Here is a 16,122-nt window from a genome sequence, read left to right on the forward strand (position 1 = left end):
ACTTTAAGCACAGCGACACGGTTCTTCGACACCCGCCAGCCTGTCGCATATGTCGCGACTCACCTGTCACGTATCACCTGTCACCTATGTCGCGACCCCCGGCACCTTCGGGCGCACACTGTGTTGAGACAGTAGAAACCCCCGGAATCATGCGGAAGTTGCACGTGAACCGGGGGTTTCGTTTTGCCCTGTGATAGGTCGATTACTCGGCTTATAGGCAAGAACGTGTGGATGGTCCGGGCGTGTCATGTGCGTCCTGCCCAGCCGGTTCGGTGCCAGAGGCCTTCTTCGGCGCTGAGAGCGGTGTCGTAGAGCGCGGGCCGGATGGGTTCGTCTGCCGGTGATTCGATGCGCTTCGGTGCGGGCTGGTGGGCGTGCTTGTGTGCCTGATCGATGGGGATCTCGTGGAGCAGCAGGTACCATTCCACGGCTCGGCGGCGGTGCTCGATGGGCATGCCTCGGTGGTGGCGGAGGAGGTGTCGGATCTGGGAGTTCAACCCTTCCAGGCGTGAGGTCGCTCGCGGGTTGCCGTGCTCGAGGTTGGTGAAGGTGTGTCCGGCTTGCACGGTTCGGTGCAGCACGGCCCAGGCTTTTCGGAGCCTGTGGTGGGTGTACCCGAATTGGCCGTTGTCGTACATGCTCCGCTCCCGGGTGAGGTGCCCATATTTCTGCCACCATGCTTCGAGTGTGAGCCGCCAGGTGATCGCGTCATCCACGCTGTGGACATCTGTCAGGGCGAGCGCGATCTGTCGGAGCGCCTTACCGGCGTGCAGGCGTGGTTTCCGTGTCAGTTCGCGGGTCACGTTCAACTGCAGATGGAAGATGCAGCGTTGGACCTTCGTGTCCGGCCAGGTTCGGGCGAGCGCGGAACGGATCCCGGAGCCGCCATCGGTGACCACGACCAGCGGTGGCGGGATCTGGGCGAACAGGGCTTCCCACGCGGCCGTGGACTCCCTCGCGGCCCACTGCCAGGCGATCACCGTTCCGGTCGCGGATTGCGCGATCAGCAGGCACCAGGACCCGATCCAGACTCCGTCGACGAGAACCGCGTCGTGGACTTCACCCGTGACGGGCATGCAGGGCTGAAGGGTCCAGCACCATGCGGTGTCGTGACGGAAGGAACGGCCCGTGCCGCCGCCGAGCTCAGCCTGGCTGGCCTTCCCGACCAGCCACGTCAAGAACCGGCGCAGCTGCTCACGTCGGGTGACGTCCGGACGCCGCCGCACCGATGACGCCCCGCAGTCTCGGCATCGCCACCGCTGCGTTCCCGCCGCAGTCATTCCGTTCTTCACGAGCAACGATCCGCATACCACGCAGTTCGTCTGATTCGAGGGATGGTCCACGCCTAAGAGTCATGGACCATGACCATCCACGTTCTACCCCGTGATTCCGCCGCTAGATCAAGAACCCATCCACACGTTCTTGCCTATAACCCGATTACTCGGCCTGTGTGTGCAGTGTGTGTGCACCGGCTCGCGGGACGAGCGTTATAGCCTGCACGCTTGATCAACGTGTGCGTAACGTGCCAGTTTCGACGTCGCCACCTCGGCTGCGTTTCGATTGCCCTATTCGCCAGAACCGCTGAACATCCCAGGTTGTTGCAGAATCGGGGTCGATGCCGTGCGCAGCCGCCCAAGGACGGACCGAATCACTTAGCAACTCATCGCTCATGTTCAATTCCTCCACTACATTGCCTGTGCCGAACCGTGAGCCAGTCCGGCGCAGGCAACACGTCGGGTCAGTGGTGGTAGATCCGTCCCCAGGCCAGCGCTGTCGCCTTGAAATCGAGCCCGTGATCCTCAGCGAAGTCGTCAACCTCGATGACGGTCGCCTGCGAAAGATCCGATCCACATTCGCGGATGGCAGCCTCTGCTGCGTCGCCGGGCTTGATCGTTTGAAGAATGAGGTCTGGCACGCTCAGGTTGCGTTCGAACGCGTCGAGCGCGATGTCGTGAATCGTCCAAGTGTCGTCAGGGGTACTCGAGACGTTGTTCGTTATGGTGTTCATGTCCGTTCCTTTCGCTAGTTGTGGATTGGTCCCCGGGTCTGTTCCAGCAGCCCGGGGACGTTCTTTGTTAGGCCCATTCGCCGGACTTGCAACGTTCGGCAGGTCCAAGTAGCGGGGGGATCCATCCTGCGCGCCTCGATCAACAGCCGACTGATGCACCCGCGTTGATAACCGAGCTGATCCGCGACGGTCTGGGTAGCAGGGCCACGCGTGTTCTGATAGCCCCTGGAATTCCGGTTGCTTTCACTGAGGATGAGAACTCACCAATACAGTTCGGGCTGTCTTCACCAACTCAGATGGCAAACTGACCGGCTAGTGCGGTTCTTCGCTGCCCGCCTGTACGCCGTCCCAACAATCCCCGCCAGACTGCGAAAAGTACGCTTGCATCATCGTGCAATCCCCGCTGACTACCGCGTTGTCAATGTAGAAGTCGAGGTCTGTGACGTTGGCGTTGTACGCCATGTACAGTCCAGGAACTAGTGCGACGACCTTCGTTGTCCCGGACATGTTGAACTCGTTCTGTGGTCGAGAATCGATGCTCGACACGTCAACCACCACCGGATACCCGGGAAACTTCGCTTTGATCTCCTGAACGAGAGACGATTCGACCGGCGGTAGCGGAGTGGGCGATACGGACGGCGTCTGTTCGGTTTCAGTCTTTGTCTTGGCGTTGTGTGCGGCGGTCGTGTGTGTAGCCGGGGATGCGACGACCTGGATGCACCCAGTCAGCCCGAGCGCCATCGTGAGAGCGATGATCGAGTAGGCGACGCTGCGTTTTCTCATAGGAGTCATCTACCGTGACGGTAACCCTGCAGGAGTCATCGCCGCTCGCCCACTTTCACGGGTCAGTGGCCGCGTTCATGAGCCGTGCGAAGCTGCCCATCCTTGTCCGTGAGACGTTGTGCACCACTCGGATGGCCGTTCGGCGGACCCGACCAGAATCCTTCAGGCTTCCAGTTGTCGTACAACACCAGTTCATCTGTACGCTCCAACGAATCGACCACGTTCATCAGTTGACGTTTCGCAGGGTCCAGATCTCACCTGATCAGCAAGTATCTGTCACCCTCGCGATGATGCACACGCTGAATCACAGCCTTCGGAAGCACCGGATCCGATCGCATCACCAACCACGTGTCAGCATCGAATCTAATCGGCCTGGGGTGCAACATACTTCGAATATACGTTCGACGAGATTAGTCCACAAGCAACCCCTACATTGGGGGCCCAGCTTCAGCCGGTTGCAGGGCCTCATGCCATAGTCTCTTCATACACACGAAAGGATCACGCATGTCCGCTGCGTCGACCCAGCCAATGCACAACACTGAAGTCAATCTCCCAACTGATCAGGAAATTCAAGACACGTTCGCCACCTTGGGCTTGCTCACGCCAGCCCCGGCCGGCTACAGCTACCTGTCCGCGTGGGGAGCAAACGATAGTGGCCACGTCTTTCAGGTGACTCGCACAACGACGACGGAGTCTCGTGACGCCTAGCTGGCCTGATGTCCAGACCGCAGTTCAACAGACTGGCAGCCCTTACGATGTTGTGCGGCGCGGTTATGTTGCGGATCTGGCGCTCTACACCGGCCGTAACGTAATCATCTACTACTCCGGCTGGCTCGAGAAACAGAGTCTGGTTGGGCAGGGGCTTACTGGTTACGAGATCAATGACAGCGATAAGACCGGCTTCATGAGTACGGTGCATGGTCTCGACCGTGATAAGGGCCTCGATCTTATCCTCCACACGCCGGGCGGGGATATTGCAGCCTGCGAATCGCTCGTTGATTATCTCAGGACGATGTTCGCAGGAGACATTCGCGTGATTGTCCCTCAACTAGCCATGTCTTGCGGGACAATGATCGCCCTATCTGCTCGGCAAGTGATCATGGGAAAACATTCCAGCCTCGGCCCAATTGATCCGCAGATTGGTGGGGTGCCCGCGCACGGCATAATCGAGGAATTCGATCAAGCGAAGAAGGAAATATCTGCCGATCCTTCTACGATTCCGGTTTGGCAACCAATAATTGGTAAGTACAATCCCACACTTGTGGGTGAAGCGGCAAAGGCGATTCGTTGGGCTCGCGATATGGTCGACATCTGGATGCAAACCGGAATGTTCGCGGGGCGCACCGATAAAGTGGATGCATCCAAGAAAGTGCTTGATGAATTGGCGGATCACGCATTAACGCTCTCCCACAGCCGTCATATCTCATCGTCTAAGGCGAAGAGCCTAGGAATTGTGGTCGTTGATCTCGAGAGTGACCCAGACCTTCAAGACAAAGTCCTAGCCATTCACCATAGCTGCACACAAACCTTGGCTGATACTCGCGCCTTTAAGATCATAGAAAACAATGCAGGGATCGCAGTGATCAGTGTGGTGAATCAGGTTCGCTGATATCGTCACCAAACACAGTGCTACGAGTCGGCCCCTGAACAAGCTGCCTCAATCGCGTCCTCTAGGTATCCCTCGAAGCTGTAGCCGCATATGACGCAGCGCATGAATCGGGTCTCTGGGTAACCTTCGAACGCCTCGTGCAGCCGGTACAGGTGTTTGCCAGTGTTCCACACGCTCGGATCCCACATAGTCGCAGGGATGCCGTCGCGTGATCGCAGATGCCAGGGAACGAACGCTGCCTCAGCATGGGAGTAGAGCCCCAATGGGGGATGTCGTGAACCAGCCGAACGTGGCTAGCATCCATCAAGGCCGATTCATAGCAAAGGAACTGATTTGAGCACCCCGGCAGGTTGGTACCCGGACCCATCGCGGCGTGGAAGGGTCCGGTTCTGGGACGGTGCCCGCTGGACCTCGCAGTATCGTCCAGCTGTCGCAAGCACAACCGTCTACGCACCGCCGCAGACTTTGCCCGCAGTACCCAATCCGGGGAGCGTCGGAGGATTTGTCTGCTCGCTGATCGGCGTCCTCTTCGTGGCACTACCCATTGTGTGTATCCCGCTCACGATTGTGGGAATCGTTCTCAGCTCGCGAAGGTTGCGGCACGTCCCGTTCGGGACCGGACGAGGGATAACGCTCTGGGGTTTATGGCTTGGCATCGTAGGTCTGGCAATCACTGTCGTCATTATGGTCGCAGCGATCCCGGGCGCGATTCAGGCGAACTTCTAACGGGCGCGCATCGCTGAAGCGATGGCACGGAAGCGTGCAGCGGACGGACACGCAGGGGAGTGAAGTGAACGCTGACATTCAGAAGACGCTTTGGCAGGCGCTTGCAGCCATCGTTCCCGCCGCTCTCGTTCTTGTCGGGCAACTCGCTGCTCGGGGTGGAGTGCCCCGGGCAATCAAGCGGCTTGATCAGTTGACGACGGTCTGGCAGTGCCTGCCAGACGCCAGCCCAGCCAAAAGGGATGTCCTGGTTGCCATCAACTCGCACGCGGCGAAATTGGTGGCCAAGGAGCGTCGACCTCTCAACCCCACGAATGTCGCCTTGACGGTGGTCTTTGCCGGGATATTGGGCTATGCCGCTTACTGGCTCGGCGTTTGGGCCATCTCGACTGGAGCTTGGTTTGCGTGGGCCGTCTTCGTTGTTGTGGGTGCCGGCGGCCTAATATTTGTGGCCGGGGCAATTGGGACGCTTCGGGATCCGAAGAAGGATCCCGTGAAGAAAAGCGACGGTGGCACGTAGCTTCATCTGTGTTCACGGTTGTGTGTGCACATCGTGGGAAACGCGCGTACGTCAGCGCGCACCAGGGCTCGGTTAGTAACCCCTAGCGCCCCGACTTTCCGCGATACAGGAGACCCTGCAACACCAGAGGACACCCCCCGCCTTGTCTCTACGGATCAGAAGGTTGGGGTTCGAATCCCTTCGGGCGCACACTGTGTTGAGACAGTAGAAAACGGCTCGCGAAAGCCGGCCGTTTTCGTTTGGTCAGGCCCGGTCTAGCTCCAGTCAAACGAATGAATCACGCCTGCGCCACGAGGAAGCCTCCGTTCCGCGGAGGCAGACCGAACCCACCCTCACGGCTCGAACGGCTCGAACACCAACGGCGGCGGGCTGATCACGGTCTGGTACCACGTCCACGATTCGCCCGAGAGTTGCTCGATCGCCACGTAGCACTGCTGCGACGCGGGCAGGCCGTTCAGCGCGACCGAGAGCGACTGCTGGCCGTTGATCGTTCGATTGCCGATTCCGCCTGCACTGGATGCCCCGTACTGGCTCACAGAGAAGACCGTCGACGTCTGCGCCCACAGATAGAACGTGAAGACATAGTTCGATGTCGCTGTGAGGCCGTAGGCGTCGGGCTCGAAATGGATCGAGACCGCCGGCGCCCGCGACGGGTTCACCGGGTAGTCGAAGCTCGCGTAGCTCGACGGCGCATCCGTCTGCACGATGGTCGCCTGAATAAGTGTTGTGTTCGTTCGGCCGCGGCCGATCGGATGCGCCACCGACAGGGAGTCGATGGGCGACGGAAAGAAGACGGGCGGCCGAACAGTGATGAGCTTCGACCATTCCTCAGGCGAGATGTCGCTCGCAAAGGCCGAGAAGTCGACCTTGTGGGTGTCCATGGCGCCCGCGAAATCATTCGAGGTTGCGTGTGACATGCGCGCAGCTTAAGTTCGCCGATCCGATGCCGCGACCCTCGGACAGGGGGGACTCCGCCGTGAACGGGTCGTCTCGCTACGAAGCGTCTCAGGGCGCCGGTCACTTCGGCGCGGTGATGAACCCTTGTTTCTTCATCCAGTCGAATGCGACGTCGGCGGGCTCCTCGCCCTTCACATCGACGAGGTAGTTCAGCTTCTGCTGCTCCGAGTTCGACAGCTTTCGTGAGATCTGATCGAACACCTGCTTCAACTGGGGATACTTCTTCAGCGTTGCCGTACGGAGCACCGGGGCCACGTTGTAGGCAGGGAAGAAGCTCTTGTCGTCGTCGAGCACGGTCAGCCCGAGCGCCTTGATACGCCCGTCTGTGGTGAACACCTCACCGAAATTGCACAGTCCACGATCGGTCGCCGTGTACACGGTTCCGGTGTCGAGCACCTTCACGTTCTTCGTCGGCACTCCGTCGGCCGCACCGAGGGTGAGGCCGTAGTGCGCGAGCATCGGTTTGAATCCGTCGGAGCGCGAGTTGAACTCCGACTCGACGCAGAACGTGCGTTCGCTCACCGGAAGTTCCTTCAATTGGGACAGCGAGGAGATATTGCCGAGTTTCGACACGGCCTCGGAGCGAACGGCCATCGCGTACGTGTTGTTCAGCTCGGCGGGCTGCAGCCAGGTGAGACCGTTCTCGAGGTCCGCGGCCTTCACAGCATCGAACTGCTTCGTCGGGTCCGGGATGCCCGCCGCATGTCCCAGATACGTGAGCCACGCGGTGCCCGTGTACTCCCACGTCATGTCGGCGCTGCCGTCCAACATGAGCTGGCGAACGGCGACGCTGCCGGGAACGTTGGTCATGTCGGTGACCTGGAATCCGGCCGCTTTCGCGGCAAGCACGGCCATCTTGCCGAGGATGATCTGCTCCGTGAAATTCTTCGACGTCACGGTGAGTGACGATCCCGCGGGTAGATCGTCGATGCGGTGGATCGAACCCGGCGCGACCGCCGGCACGAAGGCCGTCGCCGGTTGCAGGCCGCAGCCGGCAAGGGCGAGGGTGGATGCCAGTACCGCGCACAGCATCGCGGCGCGGCGGAACAGACTCTTTCGAGGCGTCTTCATGCTCAGAGTCCTTTCGGGCGGGCGTAGTGCTCGACGACGCGCCCGAGCCAGTCGATGAGCAGCGCGAGAAGGGCGGTGAGCAGCGCGCCGGAGATCAGCACGCGCGGGAGGAACAGGTTGACGCCGGTCGTGATGAGAAGGCCGAGGCCGCCGGCGCCGATGAACGTCGCCAGGGCCGCCGAACCCACCAGGAGCACGAGCGCCGTACGGATGCCCGCGAGCATGACCGGCACGGCGAGCGGCAGCTCGACACGCAACAGCACGGCGAACGCGGTCATGCCCATGCCCCGACCCGCTTCGACCAGCCGCTCGTCGACGCTCTGGATGCCGATCATCGTGTTGCGAAGAACCGGCAGCGCCGCATAGAGCACGAGCGCGACGACCGCCGCCCAGAATCCGAATCCGAGCCAGAAGGCCAGCAGCACGACCAGGCCGATCGCGGGAGCGGCCTGCCCGAAGTTCGCGAGCGTGAGGATGACGCCGCTCGCCCGCACGAACGGGCGTCGCGTCAGCAGCACGCCGAGCGGGATGGCGAGGACGAGCACGATCGCCGCGGACACGAACGTGAGAGCGAGGTGCTGGCCCGTATACGCCACGAGATCGGCGGGGTTCAACGTGCTTCGCTCGGTCGGGGACAGGTCAGCAGTCAGCAGCCAGACGACGTACGCGGCGAGAATGATCAGCACCACGATCGGCTGGATCAGCAGTCCGCGCCAGGTAGCGGGACTGCCGGCGGTCTCCGCGCGGGCGGCATCCGTCATACCGCGGCTCCCGACTGCTGGATCTCGATGGTGTCGGTGTTGAGCCCGACGGGCGCCTGAGCGGAGTCGCGCGCGTCACTGCGGGACTGCGTGATCGCATCCATGATCACTTCGACGTTGATGACTCCGACGAAGGCGTCGCGCTTGCCAGTCACGAGCGCGGCGCCGGCGTTGGACACCAGCATCGTGTCGAGCGCGTCGTTGAGCGTCGAGCTCTGCGCGACGATCGGCAGTTCCGGGTCTTGCGACTCCGAGATCGTCGCAAGGCGGGTGAGCTGGCGTTGCGACGGCCAGCTGAGCGGCCGATTCCGGTCGTCGAGGATGACGGCATGACCGTGGCCCGCCTCTTTCGCCCGTGCGAGCACGTCGGCGGCCTGCTCTCCCGGGTGTCCGATGATCGCGTCGGCGAGTTCGACATCCTTCACGCGATTGAGCGTGAGTTGCTTGAGCCCGGCTCCCGACCCGATGAAGTTCTCCACGAACTCGTTCGCGGGTTCGGCGAGGATGCGCTCCGGGCTGTCGTACTGCACGATGTGGGCGCCCTCGGAGAAGATCACGATCCAATCGCCGAGCTTCACGGCCTCGTCGAAGTCGTGCGTCACGATGACGATGGTCTTCTGCAGTTCTTCCTGGATCTTCAGCAGCTCGTCCTGCAGGCGCTGACGCGTGATCGGGTCGACGGCACCGAACGGCTCGTCCATCAGCAGCACGGGCGGGTCGGCGGCCAGGGCGCGAGCGACGCCGACGCGTTGCTGCTGACCCCCTGAGAGCTCTTTCGGGTAGCGACCCCGGTACATCTCCGGGTCGAGAGAGACCAGATCGAGCAGCTCGTCCACGCGGTGGGCGATCTTCTCCTTCGACCACCCGAGCATCTTGGGGACCAGAGCGATGCTCGCGCCGACGGTCATGTGCGGGAAGAGCCCTCCGGCTTGGATGACGTATCCCATCCGCCGCCTCAGCTCGTCGCCGCCGATGGACGTGACGTCTTCGTCACCGAGTTTGATGCGGCCCGCTGTCGGCTCGATGAGCCGGTTGATCATCTTCAGCGTCGTCGTCTTGCCGCAGCCGGAGGGGCCGACGAGCATCACGATCTTGCCCGCGGGAATCTCGAGCGTGATTCCGTCGACCGCGGCCTTGGCCTGGCCCGGGTAGCGCTTGGTGACCTGGTCGAGCAGGATGCTGCTCGAAGCGGCCTGATCGGTCTGGATGGCGTTACTTGCTGACACGGATACCTCGCGAGATGGTCAGGCGGCCGAGGCCGACGAGTAGAAGGTCGAGGATCAAGGCGAGAATGACCACGCCGATCACGCCGACCGCGACGGATTCGAGGGAGTTGGCACCGCCGAGCCTGGACAGTCCGGAGAAGATGAAGCCTCCGAGCCCGGGACCCAGCGCGTATGCAGCGACGGCGGCGATCCCCATCACCATCTGCGCCGAGATGCGCACTCCGGTGAGAATGATCGGCCACGCCAGAGGGAATTCGACGGTGAACAGGGTTCGCAGCCGTCCCATGCCGATGCCGCGCGCGGATTCCACGACCGACTGGTCGATGTTGCTCAAGCCGACGACCGCGTTGCGCAGAATGGGAAGTGCGGCGAAGAACGTCACCACGACCACCGACGGGGTGACGCCGAACCCGAGCGGGGCGATCAGAATGCCGATCAGTGCGAACGACGGGATCGTCAGGCCGACCGCCGAGACGCCGTTGGCGATCGAGCTGAACCGAGGGCTGCGATAGACGAGGAAGGCGACGAGCATCGAGATGACGATGGCCAGAACGAGCGACTGAACGACGAGGGAGAAATGCTGCCAGGCCGCGAACCAAATCTGGTCCCAACGGTCGACCACAAATCTCCACAGCATCAAATCGTCCTTCACACCGGTTTCGTATATCGCTCGTCAGCCGGCACCCGACGCCATACGCCTGTGACCGGACGGCCTAAACCATACGGGGTACCGTGGCCCCGGCGCACATCGAAGGGCGATGCCGGCAGCCTGTGAAGGGTTGAATCCTCGCCTGCACGAGGGGAGAAATCCCTGATCAGAGCCGGAACACTCGAGTTGCGCAAAAAGGCGGTGACGAGTTCGCCACGCGGAGGGCCAGACTTCGGGATTCGGCAGGCAGCCCGGAGGGGCAGCGCCCGATTCGAGCGCTGCCCCTCCGATGTTCTGCGCCGCGGTCGGCGCCTCGCTTTGTCAGGCCGGCGACTGCAGCCCGATCTGAAAGCGCACTGCGCCCTGTTCGTCGAGCTGGGCGTCGAGCACCTTGTCGCTCAGCGCGGGAGACGCGTTCTCTTCGATGAAGACTCGGGCGTCACCGCCGATGACGATCTGGTCGTCGGCCTCGGGTGCCGGTACGACGGTCACGGCGAACGCCTGACTGTTCTCTTCTGTGCTGCTGATGCGCAGACCCCCTTGGGGCGAATCCACCGTCTGCTCTGTGAGCGTCTTGACGATCGTGCTTGCGTTCTCGGTGAGGGTGAGCATGGGCTCTCCTTCCGGTAGCGGGCAATGAGTCGGCCACGATTCCGCAGGCCGTCAGCAGCCGCAACCCGTGTTCGCCGATTCTGCGCGGATGCCCAGGCTGGCCCCCGTTCAGGGGATGCGTTCACCGGGACTTCGAGGCCTTCGGCACGCCGAGCATCCGCCCGAGCAGCGACTGAAGAGGCCCGGTCAGCAGCATGACGAAGAGAGGCCAATAGCTGAGCAGAGGAAAGAGGACGGCAACGACGAGGGCGACGGCGAAGAGCAGTGCCATCGAGAGGTCCACGGCGATGCCGCTTCGCAGGTGCACGTCGGTGATGCCGTGGAACGAGGTATGTGCCCGTAGATAGAGGCGCAGGAGAAGGGTCAGCAGGCAGGTGACGATCATCGAGCCGATGTAGACGGCCTTCACGAACGTGTCGGTGTCCTTCATCGCACCGGACAGCGCGGTCGCGACGGGCAACCACACGATGGACAGCAACCACGCGATGTTCAACCACAGGAGTCCAGTCGAGACGAGTTTCACGCTTGCGAAGAGGCGGTGGTGATTCAGCCAGAACATCGCGATGATGACGAAGCTGAGCACGAAGCTGAGTAGCTGCGAGCCGTGATGGTCGAACCACCATGCCGCGCCCTTTTCGACAGCGACGTCGGAGGTCGCCGCATCCATCAGGGGCAGGATGAGCAGCGTCATCGCGATCGCCACGACGGCGTCGATGAACGCCTTGGCGCGCTCGGCACTGAACAGCCGATCCGAGATCCCGTCCGGTGTGTGCTCGCCTGCGACCTCTTCGCTCACGGCACCGATGCTATCCGGCACACGACGGCGAGGGGGCGACACGCGTAGTCCTCGACGGCGTGACGCACCCGGCAGGATGGTGCGGTGGAGTACTGCATCTTCGTCGAGCCACAGCTCGGCATGACCTGGGACCGACTGCTCGCCGCGGCGCAGGCATCCGAAAGGCTCGGCTTTCACGGGTTCTTCCGGAGCGATCACTACATCGCACCTGATCGGGAGTTCCGCGGCGATCCTGCAGTGTCGGATGCCTGGACCACGCTCGCCGGTCTCGCTGTGGCGACCGAACGCATCCGTCTCGGCACACTCGTGACGCCGGTCACATTCCGGCATCCCGGCGTGCTCGCGGTGCAGGTCGCGAATGTGGATGCCATGTCGGGAGGCCGCGCCGAGCTCGGCCTCGGTGCCGGGTGGAATGCGCCTGAGCACGAGGCGTACGGCATTCCGTTCCCGCAGAAGCGGTTCGGGCTGCTCGAGGAGTCGCTCGCGATCGTGACAGGACTCTGGGGCACGCCTGTGGGGGAGACCTTCTCGTTCGAAGGAGAGCACTACCGGCTCGATCGCGCGCCGGGGGCGCAGCGTGCGGTGGGAGACCGCATGCCGCTGATCATCGGCGGCGGCGGCCCGAAGCGCACTCCCGCACTCGCCGCCCGGTACGCGACCGAGTTCAACACCGGGTTCGTGGCGAACGATGTCGTCGCCGAGCGGTTCGGGCGCGTTCGCGACGTCGCCGTGGCATCCGGTCGCGACCCGCAGACGCTCGCGCTGTCCGTGGCGCTCACGGCCACGATCGGCACGACGACCGAGCAGGCGGATGCCCGCTCCCGCCGGCACGGCAGCGACCCGGTCGCGGATCGCGCGAGCGGTTTGCACGGCACGCCGTCCGACGTGGCCGAACGTCTCGCAAGCCTGCGCGAGCTCGGCGCTCGCCGCGTGTACCTGCAGGTGCTCGACGTCACCGATCTGGAGCAGCTCGATCTGCTGGCGGAGGCGACGCGGCTGGCTGCGTGACCGCCGAGCGTCTGCACCCTCAGTGTGCCAGAATCCCGAGCCCCACCACGACGAGGCCAAGGATGCCCGTGACCAGGCCTGAGAGGATCCGCCGCCAGAGGGGCCTGCGCCGTCTCAGCGCGGCGACGTAACCGACCACGGCGAGCATGCCGATGCTCACCCAGAGCGCGATGTAATACGCGACGTATTCGTCCAGCACGTGAACCGCCGCGAGAACGAGGAACACGGCAGGCAGCAGCATCGCCAACAGCATCCCTGCTGAGTGTCGAATCGCCTCGCCGAGCGCTGTGTGAACGGGAACGTCGGCGGGATCATCCCCGTTGTCCTGGTGCACGGCGACGGTGCGTGCGTATACGTGCGTGATCCAGAAGATCAGGGTGGTCGCGATGATGAACACGAGCACCTCGAGGTCGGTGTCGTACTCCCAGCCCACAGCGATGAGCGCGCTCACCAGCACGATTCCGTACACGGTGGCCTCGCTGCTGAACGCGGTCACGAAGAACCTCGCGAACCCCCCGGACCGCCCGTCGCCCTTCCCCATGTACGGGAACTTACCCTGACCCCGGGTGCGACGGTCTCCCCCATTCCCGGTCCACCGTGCTGCGGAGTGCCGCGCTATCGTGACAGGAGACCGCGAAGGGGGACGCATGTCGACGCAGTACAGCGATCGAGTTCCGATCGATGCACAGAGCGTGGACGCACCGCTCTCGCGGTTCGCCGTATTCCTCGTGGTCACCGTCGCGGCCGATTCGGATGCCCTCGCCACCGTGCGCGAGACCGTCTCCGGCATCGACGACCTGGTCAAGAACGTCGGCTTCCGCGATCTGGGCGGTCACCTGTCGTGCGTCGTCGGCGTGGGACGCAGGCTGTGGGACAGACTCGTTCCAAACATCCGTCCCTCCGAGCTCGAGGTGTTCGGCGAGGTGCGCGGCGACGTGCACACCGCGCCGTCGACGCCGGGCGATCTGCTCTTCCACATTCGTGCGGACCGCGTCGATCTGTGCTTCGAGCTGGAACGGCAGCTTCTGGATGCCCTGGGCGACGCCGTTCGCGTCGTCGACGAGACCCAGGGCTTCCGCTACTTCGACGTGCGCGATCTGCTCGGCTTCGTCGACGGCACGGCCAATCCGATCGGGCGTGAGCTGGGGGCGTCGGCGATCATCGGCGACGAGGACCCTGCGTTCGCGGGCGGTAGCTACGTGGTGGTGCAGAAGTATCTGCACGATCTGGATGCCTGGACGTCGCTGACCGTCGAGCAGCAGGAAGCCGTGATCGGTCGCACCAAGCTCGAGAACATCGAGCTCGACGACAGCGTCGAAAACCAGAAGGCCCACAAGACGCTGACGACGATCGTCGACGACGACGGCAACGAGCTCGACATTCTGCGCGACAACATGCCGTTCGGAAGTCCGGGATCCGGCGAATTCGGCACCTACTTCATCGGGTACTCGGCACGGCTCTGGGTCACGATGCGCATGATCGATCGCATGTTCATCGGCGACCCGCCCGGGTTCTACGACAAGATCCTCGACGCCTCGACCGCCGCGACAGGCACCACGTTCTTCGTGCCGTCTAACCCGGTGCTGCAGGCGCTGGGCGACCCCGGCGAGAGCAAGGGACCGGCCGACGGCTCCCTCGGCATCGGTTCTCTGCGACAGACATCCGACGGCGACACGGCCGCCGACGAAACGGAAGGAACGGCACCATGAGTGATCACCTGCTGCGCCGTCACGCGCCGCTGACCGATGCGGGATGGGCGTTGCTCGACTCTGAAGCATCCGCGCGACTGCCCGTCGCGCTCGGCGCCCGCAAGCTCGTCGACTTCTCCGGCCCACACGGCTGGGAGCACTCGGCGACGAACCTCGGCCGCGTAGGCGGGGTCGTCAGTGCGCCGGAAGAAGGTGTGATCGCCCGTGCCAGACGTGTGCTGCCGCTCGCCGAGGTGCGCGCGGACTTCGTGCTGCAGCGCGAGGAGCTCGACTCTGCCGATCGCGGCGCTGAGGATGTCGATCTCGGCCCGCTCGACGACGCCGCGGTTCGCATCGCCCGCGTCGAGAACTCGGCGGTCTTCAACGGATGGGATGCGCTCGGCATCATCGGCGTGCTGCCTGCCTCTCCGCACGAGCCGATCGTGCACACCGGCAGAGCGCAGGAGTACGACGACGCCGTGACTCAGGCCGTCGCTGCGCTGAAGCGCTCCGGTGTGGACGGTCCCTACGCGCTGGCGCTCGGACCCACGCTGTGGACATCCGTGATCGAGGCGAACGAGGGCGGTGGATACCCGCTCATCCGGCACCTGCGCGACATTCTCGGCGGTCCCGTCGAATGGATGCCCGGGCTCGACGGCGCCGTTGTACTCAGCCAGCGCGGCGGAGACTTCGTGCTCGAGGTGGGGGAGGACCTCTCGATCGGGTACTCGGCGCACGACGCCCAGAACGTGAGCCTGTACCTGGAGGAGTCGCTGAGCTTCCGCGTGAACACGCCCGAAGCCGCGATCGCCATCGTCATCGAGTAGGCGGCCCCTGGAGAGGATTCGTCGATGACGACGATCGATGAGCAGCGTGCGAAGGCGCTTCGCTTCCGTGCGCTCGTGACGGACGGACCCTTGGTCCTGGTCAACGCGTGGGATGCCGGCAGCGCCGTGCTCAGCGTGGCAGCCGGTGCGTTGGCGGTCGCCACCACCAGCGCCGGCATTTCGTGGTCGCTCGGACGTGGCGACGGCGAGCAGCTCTCCCGCGACGAGATGGTCGCCGCAGCCGCTCGCATCATCGCGGCGGTCGACGTTCCCGTGACAGTCGACGCTGAGGGCGGATACGGCCTCGAGCCGCATGCAGTCGCAGAGACGGTCGCCGCCGTGATCGAGGCGGGTGGCATCGGCGTCAACCTCGAGGATTCGGTCGACGGGCGGCTGCTCTCGCTCGACGCACAACGCGAGCGACTGGCGGCGGCGCGGGCCGCGGCATCCGCAGCCGGCCTGCCCGAGTTCGTCGTCAACGCCAGAACGGATGTCTACCTGCTCCCGGCCGAGAGCGGCGGGCACGGGCGTCCGTCACGACTCGAGCAGGCGATCGAGCGCGCTGTCGCCTACGCGGATGCCGGCGTCGACTCGATCTTTCCGATCGGCCTGTCGGCCCTCGGCGAGCTCGCGCAGCTGGTGGATGCCTCGCCGCTGCCGGTGAATGCGTCGGCCGGCCCTGGCGACCCGACGATCGGCGAACTCGCCGCCGTCGGGGTGAAGCGCGTCAGTCTCGGGGCATCAGTGGCCGAGGCCGCTTACACACTGGCGTTCCGTGCAACTCAGGATGCCCTCGGTGCCGGAACCTACGACAGGCTCGCCGGAACCGACGGCTTCTCGGCGCTCGACTCGCGCTTCGGCTGACGAGGTGCCCGCCGCAGGTG

Annotated in this window: 18 protein-coding genes; 7 read left to right on the forward strand and 11 right to left on the reverse strand. The window is 63.7% G+C overall.

Features of this window, described 5'->3' with window-relative positions; translation table 11 throughout:
- Positions 1-245: 245 nt before the first annotated feature.
- The 3 genes from MJ603_RS16055 to MJ603_RS16065 form a co-directional block, all read right to left on the reverse strand.
- Entirely contained in the window at positions 246-1,343 is a 1,098-nt protein-coding gene (locus MJ603_RS16055) for an IS1249 family transposase (protein ID WP_308220610.1), read from the reverse strand.
- Positions 1,344-1,738: 395 nt separating this feature from the next.
- Entirely contained in the window at positions 1,739-2,008 is a 270-nt protein-coding gene (locus MJ603_RS16060; protein ID WP_243064764.1) for a hypothetical protein, read from the reverse strand.
- A 312-nt stretch (positions 2,009-2,320) separates the two neighbouring features.
- On the reverse strand, positions 2,321-2,791 hold the full coding sequence (locus MJ603_RS16065) for a hypothetical protein (protein WP_243064765.1): 471 nt from the start codon (positions 2,789-2,791) through the stop codon (positions 2,321-2,323).
- 697 nt (positions 2,792-3,488) lie between these two features.
- Here MJ603_RS16065 and MJ603_RS16070 point away from each other — a divergent pair.
- The 3 genes from MJ603_RS16070 (at position 3,489) to MJ603_RS16080 (ending at position 5,643) form a co-directional block, all read left to right on the forward strand.
- A complete protein-coding gene (locus MJ603_RS16070; RefSeq protein ID WP_243064766.1) occupies positions 3,489-4,400 on the forward strand; it encodes an ATP-dependent Clp protease proteolytic subunit in 912 nt (303 codons plus the stop codon).
- Positions 4,401-4,733: 333 nt separating this feature from the next.
- Complete coding sequence (locus MJ603_RS16075) at positions 4,734-5,126, forward strand: DUF2510 domain-containing protein (RefSeq protein WP_243064767.1); 393 nt, start codon at positions 4,734-4,736, stop codon at positions 5,124-5,126.
- A 64-nt stretch (positions 5,127-5,190) separates the two neighbouring features.
- Positions 5,191-5,643 carry a hypothetical protein gene (locus MJ603_RS16080; protein ID WP_243064768.1) on the forward strand — a complete coding sequence of 151 codons (453 nt, stop codon included), beginning with the start codon at positions 5,191-5,193 and terminating at the stop codon, positions 5,641-5,643.
- A gap of 332 nt (positions 5,644-5,975) precedes the next feature.
- Here the strand turns inward: MJ603_RS16080 and MJ603_RS16085 are convergent, their stop codons facing one another.
- The 7 genes from MJ603_RS16085 to MJ603_RS16115 all read right to left on the reverse strand — a co-directional run bounded on the left by MJ603_RS16085 (position 5,976) and on the right by MJ603_RS16115 (position 11,715).
- On the reverse strand, positions 5,976-6,560 hold the full coding sequence (locus tag MJ603_RS16085) for a hypothetical protein (protein ID WP_243064769.1): 585 nt from the start codon (positions 6,558-6,560) through the stop codon (positions 5,976-5,978).
- 100 nt (positions 6,561-6,660) lie between these two features.
- Positions 6,661-7,671 carry a glycine betaine ABC transporter substrate-binding protein gene (locus tag MJ603_RS16090; protein ID WP_243064770.1) on the reverse strand — a complete coding sequence of 337 codons (1,011 nt, stop codon included), beginning with the start codon at positions 7,669-7,671 and terminating at the stop codon, positions 6,661-6,663.
- Between the two features lie 2 nt (positions 7,672-7,673).
- The gene (locus tag MJ603_RS16095) at positions 7,674-8,432 is read right to left on the reverse strand and encodes an ABC transporter permease (RefSeq protein WP_243064771.1); all 759 of its coding nucleotides are present in this window, start codon (positions 8,430-8,432) and stop codon (positions 7,674-7,676) included.
- Entirely contained in the window at positions 8,429-9,658 is a 1,230-nt protein-coding gene (locus MJ603_RS16100) for an ATP-binding cassette domain-containing protein (protein ID WP_243064772.1), read from the reverse strand. The genes MJ603_RS16095 and MJ603_RS16100 overlap by 4 nt, the downstream gene beginning before the upstream one ends.
- Entirely contained in the window at positions 9,645-10,295 is a 651-nt protein-coding gene (locus tag MJ603_RS16105; RefSeq protein ID WP_374230950.1) for an ABC transporter permease, read from the reverse strand. Before MJ603_RS16105 ends, MJ603_RS16100 begins: the two co-directional genes overlap by 14 nt.
- 333 nt (positions 10,296-10,628) lie before the next feature.
- Positions 10,629-10,919 carry a Fe-S cluster assembly protein HesB gene (locus MJ603_RS16110; protein ID WP_243064773.1) on the reverse strand — a complete coding sequence of 97 codons (291 nt, stop codon included), beginning with the start codon at positions 10,917-10,919 and terminating at the stop codon, positions 10,629-10,631.
- A gap of 121 nt (positions 10,920-11,040) precedes the next feature.
- Positions 11,041-11,715 carry a TMEM175 family protein gene (locus MJ603_RS16115; protein ID WP_243064774.1) on the reverse strand — a complete coding sequence of 225 codons (675 nt, stop codon included), beginning with the start codon at positions 11,713-11,715 and terminating at the stop codon, positions 11,041-11,043.
- Positions 11,716-11,799: 84 nt separating this feature from the next.
- Here MJ603_RS16115 and MJ603_RS16120 point away from each other — a divergent pair, with 84 nt between their 5' ends.
- Positions 11,800-12,723: a TIGR03560 family F420-dependent LLM class oxidoreductase gene (locus MJ603_RS16120; protein WP_243064775.1), complete on the forward strand. Its 924-nt coding sequence runs from the start codon at positions 11,800-11,802 to the stop codon at positions 12,721-12,723.
- Positions 12,724-12,742: 19 nt separating this feature from the next.
- On the opposite strand, the gene MJ603_RS16125 is transcribed toward MJ603_RS16120, so the two are convergent.
- A complete protein-coding gene (locus MJ603_RS16125) occupies positions 12,743-13,219 on the reverse strand; it encodes a hypothetical protein (protein WP_243064776.1) in 477 nt (158 codons plus the stop codon).
- 151 nt (positions 13,220-13,370) lie between these two features.
- On the opposite strand from MJ603_RS16125, the gene MJ603_RS16130 reads away from it, so the two are divergent.
- The 3 genes from MJ603_RS16130 to MJ603_RS16140 are packed head-to-tail and all read left to right on the forward strand — an operon-like array spanning position 13,371 to position 16,102.
- Positions 13,371-14,432, forward strand: a complete 1,062-nt coding sequence (locus MJ603_RS16130) for a Dyp-type peroxidase (protein ID WP_243064777.1) — start codon at positions 13,371-13,373, stop codon at positions 14,430-14,432.
- Positions 14,429-15,238, forward strand: a complete 810-nt coding sequence (locus MJ603_RS16135) for a family 1 encapsulin nanocompartment shell protein (RefSeq protein WP_243064778.1) — start codon at positions 14,429-14,431, stop codon at positions 15,236-15,238. The genes MJ603_RS16130 and MJ603_RS16135 overlap by 4 nt, the downstream gene beginning before the upstream one ends.
- A 24-nt stretch (positions 15,239-15,262) precedes the next feature.
- Positions 15,263-16,102, forward strand: a complete 840-nt coding sequence (locus MJ603_RS16140) for an isocitrate lyase/phosphoenolpyruvate mutase family protein (protein ID WP_243064779.1) — start codon at positions 15,263-15,265, stop codon at positions 16,100-16,102.
- Positions 16,103-16,122: the final 20 nt, after the last annotated feature.

Source organism: Humibacter sp. RRB41, assembly GCF_022761015.1.
Lineage (GTDB): Bacteria > Actinomycetota > Actinomycetes > Actinomycetales > Microbacteriaceae > Humibacter.